Genomic DNA, 16,078 nt, shown 5'->3' with positions numbered 1-16,078 from the left:
GCCTTGCGGCCGAGCGCGTTTTCCAGTGCCTCGACATAGGCGGTCAGCTTCACCGGATTGTTGTTGCCGATGTTGAAGATGCGCCAGGGCGCGCTGCTGGTCGCCGGATCCGGACGGCCGGAATCCCAGGCCGGGTTGGCCGCGGCGGGGCTGTCGCTGGCACGGATCACGCCCTCGGCGATGTCCTCGACATAGGTGAAGTCGCGCGTGTGGTTGCCGTTGTTGAACAGCTTGATCGGCTCACCGGCCAGGATGCTCCTGGTGAACAGGAACAGCGCCATGTCAGGGCGTCCCCAGGGGCCGTACACGGTGAAGAAGCGCAGCCCCGTGGTCGGCAGGCCGAACAGGTGGCTGTAGCTGTGCGCCATCAGTTCGTTGGCGCGCTTGGTGGCGGCGTAGAACTGCAGCGGATGGTCGGCCGGCCGATGCTCGGAAAACGGCATGTCGGTGTTGGCGCCGTAGACGCTCGAGGTGCTGGCATAGGTCAGGTGCCCGACACGGCTGCCGCGGCAGGCCTCGAGCATGTTGGTATAGGCGATAATGTTGCTCTCGACATAGGCGCGCGGGTTTTCCAGGCTGTAGCGCACACCGGCCTGGGCGGCGAGATGGATCACCCGGTCGAAGGCATGGTCGGTAAAGCAGCCGTCGACCACGCCCCTGTCGGCGAGATCGCCGTGGATGAAATGATAGCCGGCATTGGTCTTGCGGCTCGCCTCGTCCAGGAGCCGCAGCCGCGCCCGCTTGATTTGCGGGTCGTAGTAATCGTTGATGCTGTCGATGCCGACAACCTCGTCACCGCGCTCCAGGAGCCGCCTGGCGACATGATANGTCGTAGTAATCGTTGATGCTGTCGATGCCGACAACCTCGTCACCGCGCTCCAGGAGCCGCCTGGCGACATGATAGCCTATGAAGCCGGCAGCGCCGGTGACCAATACCTTCATCAGAAGGCATTATAGGTTGCGCTGTGAAGCCGGCATCCTGCGGACGCATGATATGTCCAGCCCATGGCTCTCGGGCTGGACCGCCGGCATGCGAATTCCAGGCCTGCTTAGCGGAAAGCCCTGGAAATCTGGTCCGTGAGAGGTTTCAGCATGTACGACCAGACATTGCGTTCATCCGTGCGGATGTGAACTTCCGCGGGCATGCCCGGTCTGAGTTGCCTGGCTTCCTTCAAGCACTCCGACTGACTGTCGACCTTGATACGGGCCGAAAAGTACGAAAGCTGGCGTTGCGGATCTTTGATCAGGTCCGCCGAGATGTACTTGACGGAGCCGTTGCAAACAGGGGTAGTCCCAGCATCGAAAGCTGGAAACCGGATAGAAACGCTCTGTCCCGGGTTGACGTCGTCTATGCGGGAAGGAGGGATCAACGCGTCCACGACAAGGTTGTCGGCCTCGGGAATGATTGTCATCAGCAGTTCGCCCGGGGCGACCACGCCGCCGACAGTGTGAACGGAGGACTGCTGAACTGTGCCGGATTGCGGAGCGCGGATCTCGGTTTTGGTCAGTTCGTCTCGCGCTACGATCCTGCGTTCGTTGAGTTCGGTGCGCTTGGCTTCAGTCTCGCGCAGTTCACCGGTCACATCGCTTCGGCGTTGCTCGTCGAGCTGCAGGATCTGCAACTCGATCTCGCTGATCTTGGCCTGTGCCTCTGCTACCGCGGCTGCCAGTCGCCCCGACTCGCCCTTGGCTCGCGTCGCATCCAGCCTGACGTTGCTAATCCTCTCTTTGGACACCAGTTTCTTCGAATAGAGGGCATCGACATCCGTAAGGTCAGTGCTCAGCAGCGCCACTGATTCATCGGCTGCGACCTGCTGGGCCTTCAGGCCATCGATCTGACGCTCGAGTTGCTTTGTTTGGCTCGACAGGAGCGCCTTCTGCCCGGCCAATGCCGAGGCACGGGTTTCGAACAGCGCGCGCTCGCCGCTGACAAGGGCAGCCAGCTCCGGCTTTCGCATCCCGGCCTCAAGGCCGGCTGGAAGCTGCATTTCACGCAAACCGCCGCGTTCGGCCTCCAGTCGCGCAAGCCGCACCGTGGTGCGGTCGAGATCTTCGCTGATGATCTGCAGATTGGCCCGTGGAAGCGTGCCGTCCAGCCGGACCAATATGTCACCGGCCCGAACGTGGTCGCCGTCTTGCGCAAAGATGCCCCCGATCGTGCCGCCGGTCTGGTGTTGGACCTTCTTGATGTTGCTTTCGACCACCACCGTGGCGGGCGCGATCACGGCGCCAGCTATCTTGGTCAAGCCAAGCCATGCTCCGCCGCCGACCACCAGCAGGCCGGTCACAACGAGCCCCAGCGTCATGCTTGGCCAAAGGGTCCCTGGCGCGGGGATGCTGCCTGGCGCCTTGGGCAAGTCGGTTTCGACAGGCTGGTCTCGAGTTCCGAACCGGGCAAGTGTCGGCATGAACGCAAGTACGCGGGGCAAGACGTCACGCATGTCCGGTCACTCCCGAGTGGATCGGCGCGATCGAAGATGGACGTTGCGCGGCAGGCGAGGGCGGCCGCCGCATGCCGGCAAGCACTTCCTCGCGCGAGCCGAAGGTGCGCAGCCTGCCATCCGCCAGGACCATGACCTGATCGATGTTGGTGAGGGCAGACGGCCTATGTGCAACAACGATCACGATACCCCCACGCTTCCGGACAGCCATGATGGCTCCGGCCAGNCTCTTCCTCCCTCGCCGATGCGCGTCTGGAAGCCTGCCGGCAGATGCATGATCATCGAGTGGACGCCCGCGGCTTTCGCCGCGGCGAGCACGCCCTGGGGGTCGCTCTTGCCGCCAAATCTCGAAATATTGTCCGCCACCGTCCCGTCGAACAGTTCAACATCCTGCGGCAGATAGCCAATGTGGGCGCCGAGCCGTTGCGCGTCCCATTGGTCGAGAGAGGCCCCGTCCAGCCGTACCGTGCCGTGCAGAGGGCTCCAAACTCCCACCAGCGCGCGCACCAATGTGGTCTTTCCCGAGCCGCTTGGGCCGATAACCGCCATTCCCGCGCCGCTCGAAAGCTGGAAGCTTACATCGATGAGCGTCGGTCTTTGTATACCCGGAGGCGCTACCGCCAAACTATCGACCGCCAGGCGGGCCTCTGGCGGCGGCAACTTCATGGATTCGATTGGACTCTCGAACGCACGGAGCGCCGCCTTCAACTGGGAATAGCTCTGCCGGGTGGAAAGGAAACCCCGCCAGTTCGCGATCGCCGCATCGACCGGGGCTAGCGCGCGACCCAGCAATATCGACGACGCGATGATCACGCCAGGAGATGCTTCGCCTCCGATGACGAGATACGCGCCGAGCCCTAGCACCGAAGATTGCAGCACCATCCTAAGCGCCTTCGACAGCGAGCTGATTCCGCCCACGATGTCGGAGAGCCGCTCCTGATAGGAGAGATAAGCATGAGTGACTTCCCCCCAGCGCCCCGCCAGCCGTTCTGAGAGGCCCATCGCGTGGACCACCTCGGCGTTCCGACGGCCGGAATCAGCAAGCCCGCGCTGTGTCAGGATCGCTTCAGACGCCAGCGCCGCAGAGCGGCGGCTGATGATCTCAGCCACGATGGTCAGCACGACGACGGCAACGGAACCGAGGGTCGCAAGCACGCCGAGCGACGGATGCAACATGTAGATAATGAGCAGATAAAACGGGATCCACGGCGCGTCGAAAAGAACGGTCGGCCCCGTTCCCGAAAGGAATCCGCGCAACTGATCGAGGTCCCGCAACGGAAGTACCCGGTCCGCATCTCGACCGGCCCTGAGCGGAAGAAGCAACGAAATCGCGAACGCTCTCTGCTGCAAACCGCAGTAGAATCGACTGGCGATTCGGACCAGCAGACGAAGCCGCACGAAATCGAGCAGACCGTAGGCCGCGTAGAGGCCTAGCATTCCGATGGTAAACCCGACCAAGGTCGGAACGCTTTGCGACGGCAGGACGCGATCATAGACCTGTAGCATGTAAACGGATCCGGTCAACGCAAGGATGTTTATCATTGCGGAAAAGAGTCCGATGCCAGCTATTCCAGGCAGACAGTCCAGTATTGCGGGGCGTAGCGGTGAGGCGCTTTGTGCTTCTTTATTCATAGCTTATTGCTATGACGCGACGTTGTCGCGTGTCTTGCTTTGTTCATCCGATGGGGTAACCTTCTCTGATTCCACCATATCACATGCGCCCCCCGACATGATGGCTAGCTAACATAGGGCGAACTTTATGCAAAATGAAGCGAAATCGTGGCCGGGAGTCGCGGTGGGGAGAGGGGTGCCTGTGAAAACAGTGGAGAACTGTGCAGGCGGCCGCCAGTGGAAAACGCACAAATGTTGCTGCAAGTCACTGACTTTACAGTGAATTGCATCGACCCGCCAATGTGGCCATCTCCACAGTGATCAACAACTTCGTTCAAAGATGTTGGTATGTGATTTTCATCTAACGTAGCTTTCGGTCTAACCCCCATCCAGGGCGGGGTGTTGCCAAACAAGAAGGAAAACGCATGGCGACTCTCCATTATGCATCAGGCGGTTCAGCTGCCGAAGTTGCGGGCGCCGGATTTAACCTGGCGGACGTTCAGTATCTTTCGCAGGTCAATGAGCTGCCCAGCGGAATGAAGGGGCTTGTCTATCTAAGCGCTCATGACGGGGTGACCTCTTCGTTCATCGAAAAAGTCACGCCCTTCCTCAACAATTCAAAAGTGTTTGGATTTTTCCTGATGGACGAGCCGGACCCTACCGGCAGATGGGGCACCTACGCCAGTGCGGCAAATCTGAAGGCTGAATCCGACTGGATCCACTCCCACTTTCCGGGCGCCAAGACCTTCATCACCATGATGAATATGGGGTCGTCCACCAATCCCGACTTTTCCAACACCTATAACCCCGCCAACACCGGGATCGATTATTATGGACTGGACCCATACCCGGTTCGTACGGGGATAAGCAGCGTCGACTACAACATGATCGACAGAGCCGTGGCCGCGGCCGTGAAATCAGGCATTCCGGCTGACAAGATCGTTCCTGTATATCAGACATTTGGCGGCGGCGGTTGGCAGACGGACACCGGCGGCAAGCACGTCATGCCGACGTCGACTCAAATGCAAACGATGATCGATCACTGGGCAAAGCTGGTTCCGTCCCCAGCCTTCGACTATGCGTATGCCTGGGGTTCGCAGAATGGCGACACCGCCCTGGAGAACTCCCCTGAGTTGCAGGCCGTTTTTCGTCAGCACAACGTCGCCAGCCCTAGTCCTTCGACACCGCCTCCGAGTTCCGAGCCGACAACGCCTACGCCCACCACGCCCACTGTCCCGGATCCCACGCAGTCGACCCATCACATCTTCCATGGCGGCCCTGGCGCGGACGTATTTCATTCGACCAGCGGGAACGACGTTTACTATGTCAACAATGCACATGATAAGGTGATGGAGGCATCAGGCGGCGGCTTCGACAAAGTAGTTGCCTCGGTCAGCTACGCATTGTCAGCTGGTTCGCACGCCGAGCAACTCTCGACCGACAAGACGGGCGGCACACATGCGATCAACTTGACGGGCAACGAGTTCGACCAGGCGATCAATGGCAATTACGGCGCCAACAAGATCGATGGTCGAGGCGGCGCCGATACAATGAAAGGCTATGGCGGCAACGACACCTATTTTGTCGATAACGTGCATGACAAGGTGGTGGAGCAGCTAGGCAACGGCAAGGACGCGGTGTTCGCTTCGGTGAGTTATGCTCTCTCGGCGGGCTCATCCGTCGAGAAACTTGCGACCACGCAGGCTTCGGGAACGGGGCAAATCAACCTGACTGGCAACGAGTTTGGCCAAACGATCCAAGGAAATGCCGGCGCCAACAAGATCAATGGCGGGGGTGGTTCCGATACGCTGACGGGCTTTGGCGGTAAGGACGCCTTCGTGTTCAACACCGCGCTCGGCTCTGGAAATGTCGACAAGATAACCGACTTCAAGGTTTCCCAGGACAAAATCCAACTTGATCACAGCGTATTCACCGGGCTTCAGCAGGGCGCCCTTTCGGCCGCGAACTTCCACATCGGCAAAGGTGCGCATGATGGAAGCGACCACGTCATCTATAACAGTTCGACCGGGGCGCTCTCTTTCGACAGTGACGGAATCGGCGGCCATGCTCAGACGCAGTTTGCGACGGTTGCTCCGCATCTCTCCCTTGGCGCGAGCTCCTTTTTCGTGGTTTGACGCACGCAATTGTGGTTCCGGCAGGAGCTGAGCGCTCCTGCCGGTTCGGCTTCTCCGTCCGGCGTCTATTCAGCACAGGTCGCATCTGTTTTCCGCCGAGGTGAGCGCGCACGCCGCTTTTTGGCTGGAAACGGCCGCCGTCCGAGACATCGGCGGGAACATTCTGCCTTGATCGTGGTTTGGTGCCATCGCGCAGGGGATGGATGACGTGCCAAGCTACGAAGTCGAGGAGATTTTTGCCGGCCAAGTCGTGGTGACCCACAAGGTAGTCGCACCAACTCCGTTTCGAGCAGCCAAGCTCGCGACAAACCGGGAAATCACGCTTCGTGCTGCCGAGGTCCGCTGGATCCGGGTATTCGAGCAAGACGGCCGCCGCCGAGCCTATGAATATACGTTCTCGGATCGACCTCAACCCGCCCCAATGAGCAGTCTTGATAGTCCGATCACCCGTTCGCGATGAACGCGCATTCGCGCGGCTAATCCCATAGCGCACGGCGTCTCGATCCAAACAGTACAGCCCGCGGTCTGATCCTTGCGCCGTTAGCGCGCAAGCGCGGTCCTAGTTGCGTCATTCGAACGGACGAGGACAACGGCCAGCCCTGCCCGTAGCCTGAATTGCTGGTGTAAATCGCAACGAAATCGGGCCATGGGAAACGATCCAAGTTCGAGCCGTTTATGGGAGCCGAAGGCCCGCTGGGTTTCGGGAGCGGCAGTATGAACCCGCACCTGGTTTGCATCGGCGGCGAGGATCACGCCCTGAGGATCTCGTTTCTGATGGAACTCCGCGAGCGGGGTTTTCGGGTCACCGCGGTCTCGACGGGCGATGAAGCTCTGTTTTTACGGCATGGCATTCCGCACCGCCGCTACGAGTTCAATCGCTTTGCCAATGGCAGCGGCAAAGCCGGGACCATCAGAACATTGCGAAGGTTGGTGCGGGAACTTCGCCCCGACATCGTTCAAAGCTTCGATACGAAACCCAATTTGCTAACCCCGCTGGCGGTGCGGGGAGAAGTCCCGGTCGTGCGCACGATCAACGGCTTGGGCTGGACCTTCTCATCGCTGGAGGCGCGAGCCTTGGCTATGCGGCCCGCCTTCTGCGGTCTGCAATGGATTGCTTCCTTCTGGACCGCTGCCACGGTCTTCCAAAACCGCGACGATCAAGCCTTTTTCGAGCGCTATCGGCTGATCCCACGCGGCAGCGGACGCCTAATTCAGGGGTCTGGCATCGACGTCAATGCATTCGCGGTGGCAAGACGTCTTGCCTCGCCACCAGCGACAATGCGGCGGGAATTCGGACTGGAATCGGCCGAGATCGTCATTTTTGTCGGCCGGCTCACCCGCCTTAAGGGCGTTCCGACCCTTCTTGAGGCGATTCCGCACATTCTCTCCAAAAGACCTCATGCGCGTTTCGTGCTCGTTGGCCCACGGGAATCGGAAGGACCATTCGCCGTCGAAAAATCCGAAATCCAACGATTTGCTTCTCATGTGACCGTGCTGGGCAAACGGCATGATGTCCCCAGTCTGCTTGGCATGGCTGATCTGTTCGCCTTCCCAACGCAATATCGCGAGGGCGTTCCGCGCGTCTTGCTGGAAGCCGGACTGGCTGGATTGCCGATAGTTGCATCGCGAATGCCCGGTTGCAGCGACGTCGTCGAAGATGGATGGAACGGTTATCTGGTCGCGCCGCGCGATGCTCGCGCGCTTGCGGACCGGATAGTCGACATACTGTCGGACCGCACCTTGGGAGCGGCCATGGGGCAGCGCTCCGCCTCGCTTATCAGGGAGCGCTTTGCCCTGCCGGGCATCGTCGACCAGTACTGCGATGTCTATAAGAGCAATCTCAGGGCCAAATCTCGCGGCTTGCTTGCTCCATCGCCTCTGGAGAGCGGCATTGCGAACCGCCGGTTGGACGGGGCGCGGCAATGATGCGCGACGCGTTGCTTGCCGGCGGTGTCATCCTGTCAGCCGCGTCGCAGCTCTCCGTCCCCGGCATGCCATTCGGCTATGGCGAACTGCTCCTGGCGCTTTGGATCATGCTGTCGGCCGGACGAATATTGGTCGGCGGACGCGTCGAAGCGACCCCGGCCTTTGCGCAACTCGCGACTTTTTGGCTGCTCCTTTCTATCGCATTGGGGATCGGCACGATCATCGGCTACTTGACCACCCTGCTCTACCCGACAGGGTTGCTGCACGACACATTGGCCTACGTGCTGTTGGCCAGCATCACTTGCCTGGCCAGTGTTGAGCCCGACGCGGGGCGTCGTCTTCGACGCAGTGGTTGGTGGGCAATCGCATTGGCCGACGCAATATTTGCTATCCAACTCGCCATCGCGTGGGGCTGGCTCCATCAGCCCGGCGTCGATCCCTGGTATTGGGACCGCTTCCGCGGCTGGTCTGAAAACCCGAACCAGCTCGCGCTCTATTGCGCGCTTCTTGGTCCGCTGGCGCTGCACCTTGCAACCACGACTCACAATCGATGGGGTCAGGTCCTTGCGCTCTCAAGCCTTGTGTTCATCTTTTTTGTCGGCCGCCTGACGAGGAGCGACGCTTATCTCTACACCACGATTGTAAGTGGCGTCGCCTTCCTCGGATTGCGGTTGAAGGCGTGGTTGGCATCCGATGGCAATCGAACCAGCCTGCCCAGGCAGATCGCACTTCTGCTGATGGTCGGCGCTGTCCCCCTGGTGATAGCGATGACCCCCTATCTTCTCAGCGAGGAAAGCTTTGCGGCCAATTTTGCCAAGAGCCTCACCAAGGACGGAGGCGGCGAGGCCACGGCTGAGACATTCGAACTTCGGGTTTATCTGTGGGATGAGGCGCTCCAGAAGGGGCTGCAATCGGCATCGCTCGGCCTCGGTCCTGGCCCTCACCTAGAGCGCCCGCCGACCGCCGACATGCAGTTTCTGGAGCGGCCATTCGAAGCGCACAATACAATTCTCGATCTCTATCTACAGGGCGGGCTGGTCGCGGTCATCGCCTTGCTGTGGATCGTTGGATCGGCGGCCATGTCCGCCTGGCGTGCCCGCTACGACGCGCTTTTGGTGCTCGTGGCGTCCGCGGCCGTGTTCAGCATACCGCACCTCATCATCCGTCATCCGATCGTGTGGTTTGCATTGACTTTCTGCCTCGTCGCGGGAACGCCAAGCGTTTTCCGGCGCGAGCTTGAGCCTTCAGAGGTGATGTGATGTGCGGGATAGCCGGGATACTTCTCGCGTCCAATGCTGCCGATCCCAATTCGCTCGATCAGATAGGGCAAATGATGATGGCGCTTCGTCACCGCGGTCCGGATGGCGAAGGACTCTGGACGGACCGCGAAGCAGGCATCGCCTTGGGCCACAGGCGGCTGGCCATCGTCGATTTGTCGGAAACGGGGCAACAGCCCATGCTGTCCACAAGCGGTCGGTATGCGATCACCTTCAACGGTGAGATATATAATTTCCGTGACCTGCGTCTCGAGCTTGAAGGCGCCGGGCACCATTTCCGCGGCACCAGCGACACCGAAGTCATGTTGTGTGCGATCGAGAGCTGGGGCCTCGAGGCCGCACTCCAGCGCTTTGCTGGCATGTTCGCATTCGCCTTGTGGGACCTGAAGACGAGGACCCTCCATCTCGCGCGGGATCGGTTGGGCAAGAAGCCCCTCTACATCGCTTCAGCCAGGCATGCGCTGGTCTTTGCTTCCGAACTGAAAGCAATCAGCCGCTTTTCAGGCTACTCCCCGGAGATCGACCTGGATGCCGCCACCGCAATGCTTTCCAAGGGGTGGGTCCCGGATCAGAGTTGCATCTGGCGAGGTGTCTTCAAGCTGCCACCCGGCTCGGTCCTGACCCTCACGGCCGCGACTGTGGCGGAGGGGCGCGGGGCCGCTTCCCTTTCGCAGGACGCAAGTCGCTGGTGGTCGCTGGCCGAAGTCGCCAAGAACGGGCGAGAACAACAGATCGCCGGCAGTGACGACGATCTGACCAATGAACTGGATGATCTGCTCCGGCTTGCCGTCCGCGAGCGCATGATCGCCGACGTTCCGTTGGGTGGTTTCCTGTCGGGAGGCGTCGACAGCTCTACCGTTGCAGCCTTGATGCAGGCTCAATCTCCAAATCCCGTGCGCACTTTCACCATCGCCTTCGCGGAGAGCGGCTTTGACGAGGCCCCTTACGCCGCCGAGGTAGCGCGTCATCTGGGCACCGACCACACGGAGCTACACCTTTCGCCCGCCGCCGCGCGTGACGTGATCCCCGAACTGCCAAAGGTGTGGGACGAGCCATTTGCCGACGAATCGCAGATACCAACTCTGCTGGTGGCGCGGCTGGCCCGCCAGCACGTGACCGTGGCACTGTCGGGGGACGGCGGAGACGAGTGCTTTGCAGGCTATGGCCGCCACTTCATGGCGGACCGGCTGAAACGGTACCAAGGACTACCCGCAACCGCACGGAGGTCCCTGGCGGCCGGCGCAGGGATGCTGTCCAGGGCGGCTCGTCACGATTTCATTGGCAACCTGCCACTTCCGCCGCATGTGCGGCATGCGTTGCGCAGCGATCGGCTCACTCGCTTCGCCTGGCTTCTCGCCGCCAAGGATGAAGACGAACTGCACTGGCGGCTGACGGGATCATCGGCCGAAAACCTCACCCGACACGGAACTCCTGCATCCATAGTCTCCGCACCGCGGCTCGACGGGCTGCTGTCTCGCCTTTTGTACGACGACATGTCCGGCTACCTCGCTGGTGACATTCTCGTCAAACTGGATCGAGCCAGCATGGCCAACAGCCTCGAGGCTCGTTGTCCCCTGTTGGACCACCGCGTCGTCGAATTTGCTTGGCGCCTTCGGGCTGACATGAAGGTTCGCAACGGCGGAGGCAAGTGGATCCTCCGAAATGTGCTGCGTCGTTATCTTCCGCAACGGCTGATCGACCGGCCGAAGCAGGGCTTCGACGTGCCGATCGCGGCTTGGCTGCGGGGCCCGTTGCGCAGCTGGGCCACCGATATTCTGTCCGATGTTCGCAACCAGGGCGAAGGCTTGCTGGACAGCACAAGGGTGGACGCCTGCTGGCGCGATCACGTTGCAGGACAGGACCGCTCCCGTGAACTGTGGTCGGTGCTGATGTTTCAGGCCTGGTGCAACGAGGCCAAGCGGCAGGCGTCCGCATCGAACTCATCCCGTGAACTCGATCTGGCAGGAGTATGAAATGGCGGGTTCCGCAATCAGCCGAATTGAAGTGCCGCGAGCCACCCCGGTGGCTGCCCCGGTTCCTGAAAGCAGGGCCCGCGTACGGCCTCCCAGAAGCGCCCCGAATTCAGCAACCCCGTCTCGCCAACTGCTGGTGACATTGGCGAGCAGCAAATGGATCATTCTGCTCTTCGCGGTTGTCGGCGGCATCTTGGCGGCGTTGGCGGGAATAACCCGCCCTATCATGTACGAAGCCAGCAGTCAGCTGATCATAGACGCTCCTGCCAGGGCGGCACTTCCCGCCAGCCCGGGCTCGGCGCAGGACATGATCGATTCAAGCATTGACGATCACATCACGATGCTGTCGTCGGAGAGCCACCTTCGTCGGGTCGCTGCAGCGCTGCGTCAACCGAGCCCGGCCAGCGCGACCGCACAAACGCAAGCCGGGAAGGGAAGCTCCAGCCATGGGCCTGCGCTCGCCGATCCGCCGACATTGCACTCCTTCGCTGGCGATTTGCTGAAGCGGCTTTGGCCCCGGGATGTTGTATCAACGAATGCGCCGCAAGCGGCAGAGGCCGCCGAAGTGAAAGCGCTGCGCAAAGGGGTAAGGGTTGGACAAGAGCTCCGGTCCCGGGTCATTTCCGTTGGCTTCTCAGACGACGACCCGGCGCGCGCGGCGCTGGTGGCCAATACATTCACCAAGACCTATGTCGACGACCTCGCGCAGAAAAGTCAGGCGTCGGACATGCAGGAGCTCGACGCCGTCGTCGCCAGTTTGCCCAAACTGCAGAATGAACTGGTGGATGCATCCAATCGGCTCGAGGAGTATCGGCTGAGCCATGGCGCGGTCGATCAAGGCTCGGCTGACAAGGTGGCCGGGGAGAGGGCGGATCTCAGCCAGCAGATATCGATGTCCAAAGCGGATCTGGCGGCGCTGGAGTCCCGGCTCCAGCGTATCCAGGAGCTTCGAAAGCAGGGCGCGGCGGCCGCGACCCTGGCGGAGGCCGCCGGCACGCAGGAGTTGGCCGACCTTTCGGCTCGCGTGGCCGGGGCGCCAGCGGACAAGGATCTGGCCAATGCCTTTTCCGTCGCGGTCGAAAGGGCAATCGCTGATATCGTCGCTGAAGCGGATATCTATCGTGCCCAGGTCGAGGCTCTGGGAAATCGAATGCGTGTGCTCGATGCGGTCGCGGCCGACACGGCCAGCCGGCTCGCCGGTTTGCGGGCACTCGAGCCTCAAGTCAGCCTCCTGACACAACGCTACAACGAACTTCTCGGCCGCCAGCAGGACCTGAAGCGGCGCATCGGAGCTCCGTCCGCCGGAGTCTCGGTTCTTTCCGTTGCATGGCCGCCGACGATTCCGCAGACATTGCCACCGGTTTTTTTGGTTCCACCGGGAATGATTGCGTTTGGCCTCCTTGGCGCCGTTTTGGTCCTCATGCGAAATCGCTTCGATCGCACCTTGCGCGGTGAAACGGAGGCGGAAGCCGTGCTCAGGATACCGTGCGTGGGACTTGTGCCCGAACCGGGCAGGATGCACGCCAAACAGCTGCGCGACCTGGTTCTGGGCCAGCCCAGGTCGGCCTACAGCCGTGCGGTGACGTCGCTGCTGGTCGCGGCCGCGCCAAATCAGGCAAGAGGTCGTGGTCCGCACACGATCCTGCTCACGCCAAGCGTCCGGGCTGACGGAGCGACCGAGCTTGCATGGGGCTTGGCCTTGGCGGCCACCCGTCTGGGCAATCGTGTTCTTCTGGTCGACCTCCAGCGGGCGGGCTCCCAACTTACGGCCGAGTTTCTGCGCCAGTTCAACGGACCCAAGGCTCGTCATTCCTTCGCGGATTACGTCAGCAGTCGTTGTGCCTTGGATGACGCGGTCGCCAGCATTCCCGAAATTGGTATCGATTTGACGACCATGGCACCTGCGGAAGATCTTCTGGCTCTCTTGGCGCGTGTCGACACCGCCAAGTGCAGGGAAGATCTGCACTCGGCGTACAACCTCGTCATCATAAATGGGCCATCGGGGCTGGCTGGGCCAGAAGCCATGTTCCTCAAGATCTGGGCGGACGCGGTTCTCGTTACGGTTCGCTGGGCAAGAACCTCGCGGCATGTCGCGCGCGGGGTGGTGGAGCAGCTCCTGAGCGACGGAACGCTGTCGGTGCCGGTGGCGAGCGTCCTCACCCGTGTGAACCTCACCCGGTACGGCAGGTATCGGTTTGGCGACAGTGCCGATCTTTTGCGCGAGAGGATCTCATGAATTCGACCGGCATCCGCCGTGAGCAAGGCTCGCCATGATCCGACTTCCTCAAAGCCCGATCGGCAAGGTCCTTCGAGCGGCCGGTGGTGTGTCGGCCATGGCGATTGCCGGTCAGCTCATTCTTGTCGCGACCATTCCGGTGTTGGCCAGGCTCTATTCTCCTGCCGATTTCGGCTTGTTCACGATCTATCTTTCGACCGTGAACATACTGGGAGCGGTCGCGGCACTGCGCTTTGAGGCCTCGCTGTATGGCGTCAAGAGCAATGCGCAGGCATACGTCACGGTTAAGCTCATTCTTTTGGCCGTGTCGGCAACCGGCGTTATTGCCTTGACGGCGGGGATGGTGTTGTCGAGCACCGTTCCGGTCCGAGCTGTTGACCTTGTGTGGCTGGTTCCGATCGGCATGGCAGGCGCAGGTCTTGTGGAGACCATGAATTGCTGGAGTCTGCGTGCCGGCCTGCTACGCGACTTCGCGCTCGGCCGCTTGATCTTGCCTGCGACGATGGCGTTGTTGCAGCTGATGTTCGGCATTGTCCATCTCGGAGGAGAGGCGATGGTGCACGCTCACATTCTTAGCCAGTTCATCTTCATTGGGTTCCTTGGCGTTAGGATTTTCAGTTGGGAGGACGTGTGCGGTGTCGCCCGCGCGCCGTGGCAAACGGTCTTTGAAAAGGCTAGGCGCGAATACAAATTTCCACTGTTCGATATCCCGGCAACCGTCGCAAGTTTCGCCATCAACAACCTTCCGGCGATACTCGTCGGCTCGATGTTCGGGACCGCCTATGCGGGCTATCTGGGCGTCGCGTCGCGGCTCGTCACCGGCCCCGTCACGCTCATAGCGACGCCGCTCAGCAATGTCTTTGTCGCCGAAGCCAATAAGGGCGGCGGCCGCAGGCACCTGCTCGGCCTCGCACGAGGCCTGCTGATCCTTGCCGGCGGGCTCACTTCGCTGCCCATTCTGGCTCTTGGCCTCGCCGCACCGCAGCTCGTCGTGCCCCTCCTGGGACGGCCATGGCTGCCCGCCGCCGAAATCATGACGGCGCTGGCGTTCATGGGCGCGGTGCAAGCTTTGTCGACGCCGCTTCAGGATGTGCCGGCTCTGCTACGACGGCAGGAGGTGCGCCTGGTTGTCGATGCCGTAAGGACGGTGCTCGTGTTTGGTCCGCTTCTAGCCGGCGCCAGGGCTGGCTGGGAACCTCTCACGGTCATCTATCTCATGGCTGCCGGCGGCGCCGGGGGCTTCTTCATCAAGACGGCAGCCTCTCTCTATCTGTTGAAGCGAAGTGTTCAACCGGACGAGTCGTCGCCTCGCGGCCGGTGCATCGCCTTGGAGGAAAGATAACATGACGCAGATCGACAGTCGCGACGCGCTTCCTTCCGCAGCCTTGTCAATAGGGGTCGGACCTTCGCAAGATGAGGGGTCGGCGGAGTTGGTGACACTCCGGCCGTTCATTTCAGTGGCCATCCCGACCTTTCGCAGGCCAGATACCATTCGAAGGACAATCGACAGTATCCTCCAGCAGGATTTTGCGAATTGGGAACTGGTGGTTAGCGACGACGAGGGGCAAGGAGGGCTGTCCTGGAGGATCGTCGACGAATATGCGCGTGCCGACGGTCGCATCCGGATTGTCGAGAACGGCAGGGGGCGAGGCCAGGTCGAGAATACCAACAATGCCATGCTGGCTTGCACCGGCACCTGGATCAAGTTGCTGCATGACGACGACTGGCTCGCGCCCAGCGCGCTCAAGCGATTTGCCGAGGTCTCCAAGGAGCATCCCTCGGCCGCATTCATGACCTGTGCAGCCAATATCGTGGAAGACGGCAGGATCATGCTCCGCTCGACGCCATCGGAGCAAAACCGCGTTTCAGTCTATTCGAGCCAGCAATGCCTCAGGGATCTTTACCTTGTCCGGACGACGAGGAGCCTCGGCATCATTCCCTCGACACTGTTGATCAACAGCAAGGTTCTTCAGGCTGGATGCCGAATGCGTGCACACAAATCGATCCCCGCCGGCGTTGACCAACTGTTCTTCGTGGACTTGGCCGGTCACGGAGACATGGTTGCGATCAATGAGGGTCTGATTTTTTACGACGCGACGAACCATCCGAGCATCACCACATCGAAGAGCTACACGGAAGTGGACGAAGTTACGCTTGCCGTTAAACAGCTTAATTGGCAGCTGCTCGAAAACAGAAGGAATCTTCCTGACCCCGAGAGCCTCTTGCGAGCATTGCGGGTTGCACGCGTACCCGCCAGATTTCATCACCAGTCCTTGCCCGTGACTATCCGCGACACGCTGCAAATTCTTCGCCCATCAGTGATGAAGATCGCAAGCCAGTACCTCGTGGAATACCTGTTCAGGATCCGCCCGGTACTAGGGCCTTGGTATACGCGAAGACAGTGATGGAGCTGGCCTGTTGGGCACCGTTCGCGCATCCTTCAAGGCCGCGCGCGGGACGCGGCACGCGCCGAACCGAT

At 61.0% G+C, this 16,078-nt stretch carries 11 protein-coding genes and 1 pseudogene; 8 read left to right on the top strand and 4 right to left on the bottom strand.

All coding sequences use genetic code 11. The annotated features are described in order from the left end of the window. The 4 genes and pseudogenes from X742_RS159480 to X742_RS01000000169905 all read right to left on the bottom strand — a co-directional run. Positions 1-942 (bottom strand): annotated as a pseudogene (locus X742_RS159480) (NAD-dependent epimerase/dehydratase family protein); the annotation flags it as partial. A 107-nt stretch (positions 943-1,049) separates the two neighbouring features. Beyond that, positions 1,050-2,306, bottom strand: a complete 1,257-nt coding sequence (locus X742_RS159485) for an HlyD family type I secretion periplasmic adaptor subunit (protein ID WP_245273857.1) — start codon at positions 2,304-2,306, stop codon at positions 1,050-1,052. A 127-nt stretch (positions 2,307-2,433) separates the two neighbouring features. Beyond that, positions 2,434-2,625 (bottom strand): hypothetical protein, encoded by a 192-nt coding sequence (locus X742_RS1000000175615; RefSeq protein WP_245275518.1) that lies wholly within the window; start codon positions 2,623-2,625, stop codon positions 2,434-2,436. Next, entirely contained in the window at positions 2,622-3,983 is a 1,362-nt protein-coding gene (locus X742_RS01000000169905; protein WP_245275517.1) for a type I secretion system permease/ATPase, read from the bottom strand. The genes X742_RS1000000175615 and X742_RS01000000169905 overlap by 4 nt, the downstream gene beginning before the upstream one ends. A gap of 494 nt (positions 3,984-4,477) precedes the next feature. Between X742_RS01000000169905 and X742_RS159490 the strand changes: the two genes are divergently transcribed. From X742_RS159490 to X742_RS159520, 8 genes are all read left to right on the top strand, one after another. After that, complete coding sequence (locus X742_RS159490) at positions 4,478-6,187, top strand: calcium-binding protein (RefSeq protein WP_023771463.1); 1,710 nt, start codon at positions 4,478-4,480, stop codon at positions 6,185-6,187. 199 nt (positions 6,188-6,386) lie between these two features. Then, positions 6,387-6,647: a hypothetical protein gene (locus X742_RS1000000173900; protein ID WP_156939364.1), complete on the top strand. Its 261-nt coding sequence runs from the start codon at positions 6,387-6,389 to the stop codon at positions 6,645-6,647. A 254-nt stretch (positions 6,648-6,901) separates the two neighbouring features. Then, positions 6,902-8,113 (top strand): glycosyltransferase, encoded by a 1,212-nt coding sequence (locus X742_RS159495; protein WP_023771462.1) that lies wholly within the window; start codon positions 6,902-6,904, stop codon positions 8,111-8,113. After that, entirely contained in the window at positions 8,110-9,372 is a 1,263-nt protein-coding gene (locus tag X742_RS159500; RefSeq protein ID WP_023771461.1) for an O-antigen ligase family protein, read from the top strand. Before X742_RS159495 ends, X742_RS159500 begins: the two co-directional genes overlap by 4 nt. Further along, positions 9,372-11,363, top strand: a complete 1,992-nt coding sequence (asnB, locus tag X742_RS159505) for an asparagine synthase (glutamine-hydrolyzing) (RefSeq protein ID WP_023771460.1) — start codon at positions 9,372-9,374, stop codon at positions 11,361-11,363. The genes X742_RS159500 and asnB overlap by 1 nt, the downstream gene beginning before the upstream one ends. 1 nt (position 11,364) lies before the next feature. Further along, positions 11,365-13,599, top strand: coding sequence for an exopolysaccharide transport family protein (locus tag X742_RS159510; RefSeq protein ID WP_023771459.1), 2,235 nt, complete (start codon positions 11,365-11,367; stop codon positions 13,597-13,599). A gap of 34 nt (positions 13,600-13,633) precedes the next feature. Then, a complete protein-coding gene (locus tag X742_RS159515) occupies positions 13,634-14,941 on the top strand; it encodes a lipopolysaccharide biosynthesis protein (protein ID WP_023771458.1) in 1,308 nt (435 codons plus the stop codon). A 1-nt stretch (position 14,942) separates the two neighbouring features. Then, positions 14,943-16,004, top strand: a complete 1,062-nt coding sequence (locus X742_RS159520) for a glycosyltransferase family 2 protein (RefSeq protein WP_023771457.1) — start codon at positions 14,943-14,945, stop codon at positions 16,002-16,004. The last annotated feature ends 74 nt before the right edge of the window (positions 16,005-16,078 follow it).

This window comes from Mesorhizobium sp. LNHC229A00 (genome assembly GCF_000502415.1).
GTDB lineage: Bacteria > Pseudomonadota > Alphaproteobacteria > Rhizobiales > Rhizobiaceae > Mesorhizobium.
This window is presented reverse-complemented; position numbering and strand designations above follow the sequence as displayed.

Excerpts from the sequence above, each read along its gene's own strand:
- X742_RS159485 (WP_245273857.1), bottom strand. The coding sequence starts at position 2,306 with ATGACGCTGGGGCTCGTTGTGACCGGCCTGCTGGTGGTCGGCGGCGGA.
- X742_RS159490 (WP_023771463.1), top strand. The coding sequence starts at position 4,478 with ATGGCGACTCTCCATTATGCATCAGGCGGTTCAGCTGCCGAAGTTGCG.
- X742_RS1000000173900 (WP_156939364.1), top strand. The coding sequence starts at position 6,387 with ATGGATGACGTGCCAAGCTACGAAGTCGAGGAGATTTTTGCCGGCCAA.
- X742_RS159495 (WP_023771462.1), top strand. The coding sequence starts at position 6,902 with ATGAACCCGCACCTGGTTTGCATCGGCGGCGAGGATCACGCCCTGAGG.
- X742_RS159500 (WP_023771461.1), top strand. The coding sequence starts at position 8,110 with ATGATGCGCGACGCGTTGCTTGCCGGCGGTGTCATCCTGTCAGCCGCG.
- asnB (WP_023771460.1), top strand. The coding sequence starts at position 9,372 with ATGTGCGGGATAGCCGGGATACTTCTCGCGTCCAATGCTGCCGATCCC.
- X742_RS159510 (WP_023771459.1), top strand. The coding sequence starts at position 11,365 with ATGGCGGGTTCCGCAATCAGCCGAATTGAAGTGCCGCGAGCCACCCCG.
- X742_RS159515 (WP_023771458.1), top strand. The coding sequence starts at position 13,634 with ATGATCCGACTTCCTCAAAGCCCGATCGGCAAGGTCCTTCGAGCGGCC.
- X742_RS159520 (WP_023771457.1), top strand. The coding sequence starts at position 14,943 with ATGACGCAGATCGACAGTCGCGACGCGCTTCCTTCCGCAGCCTTGTCA.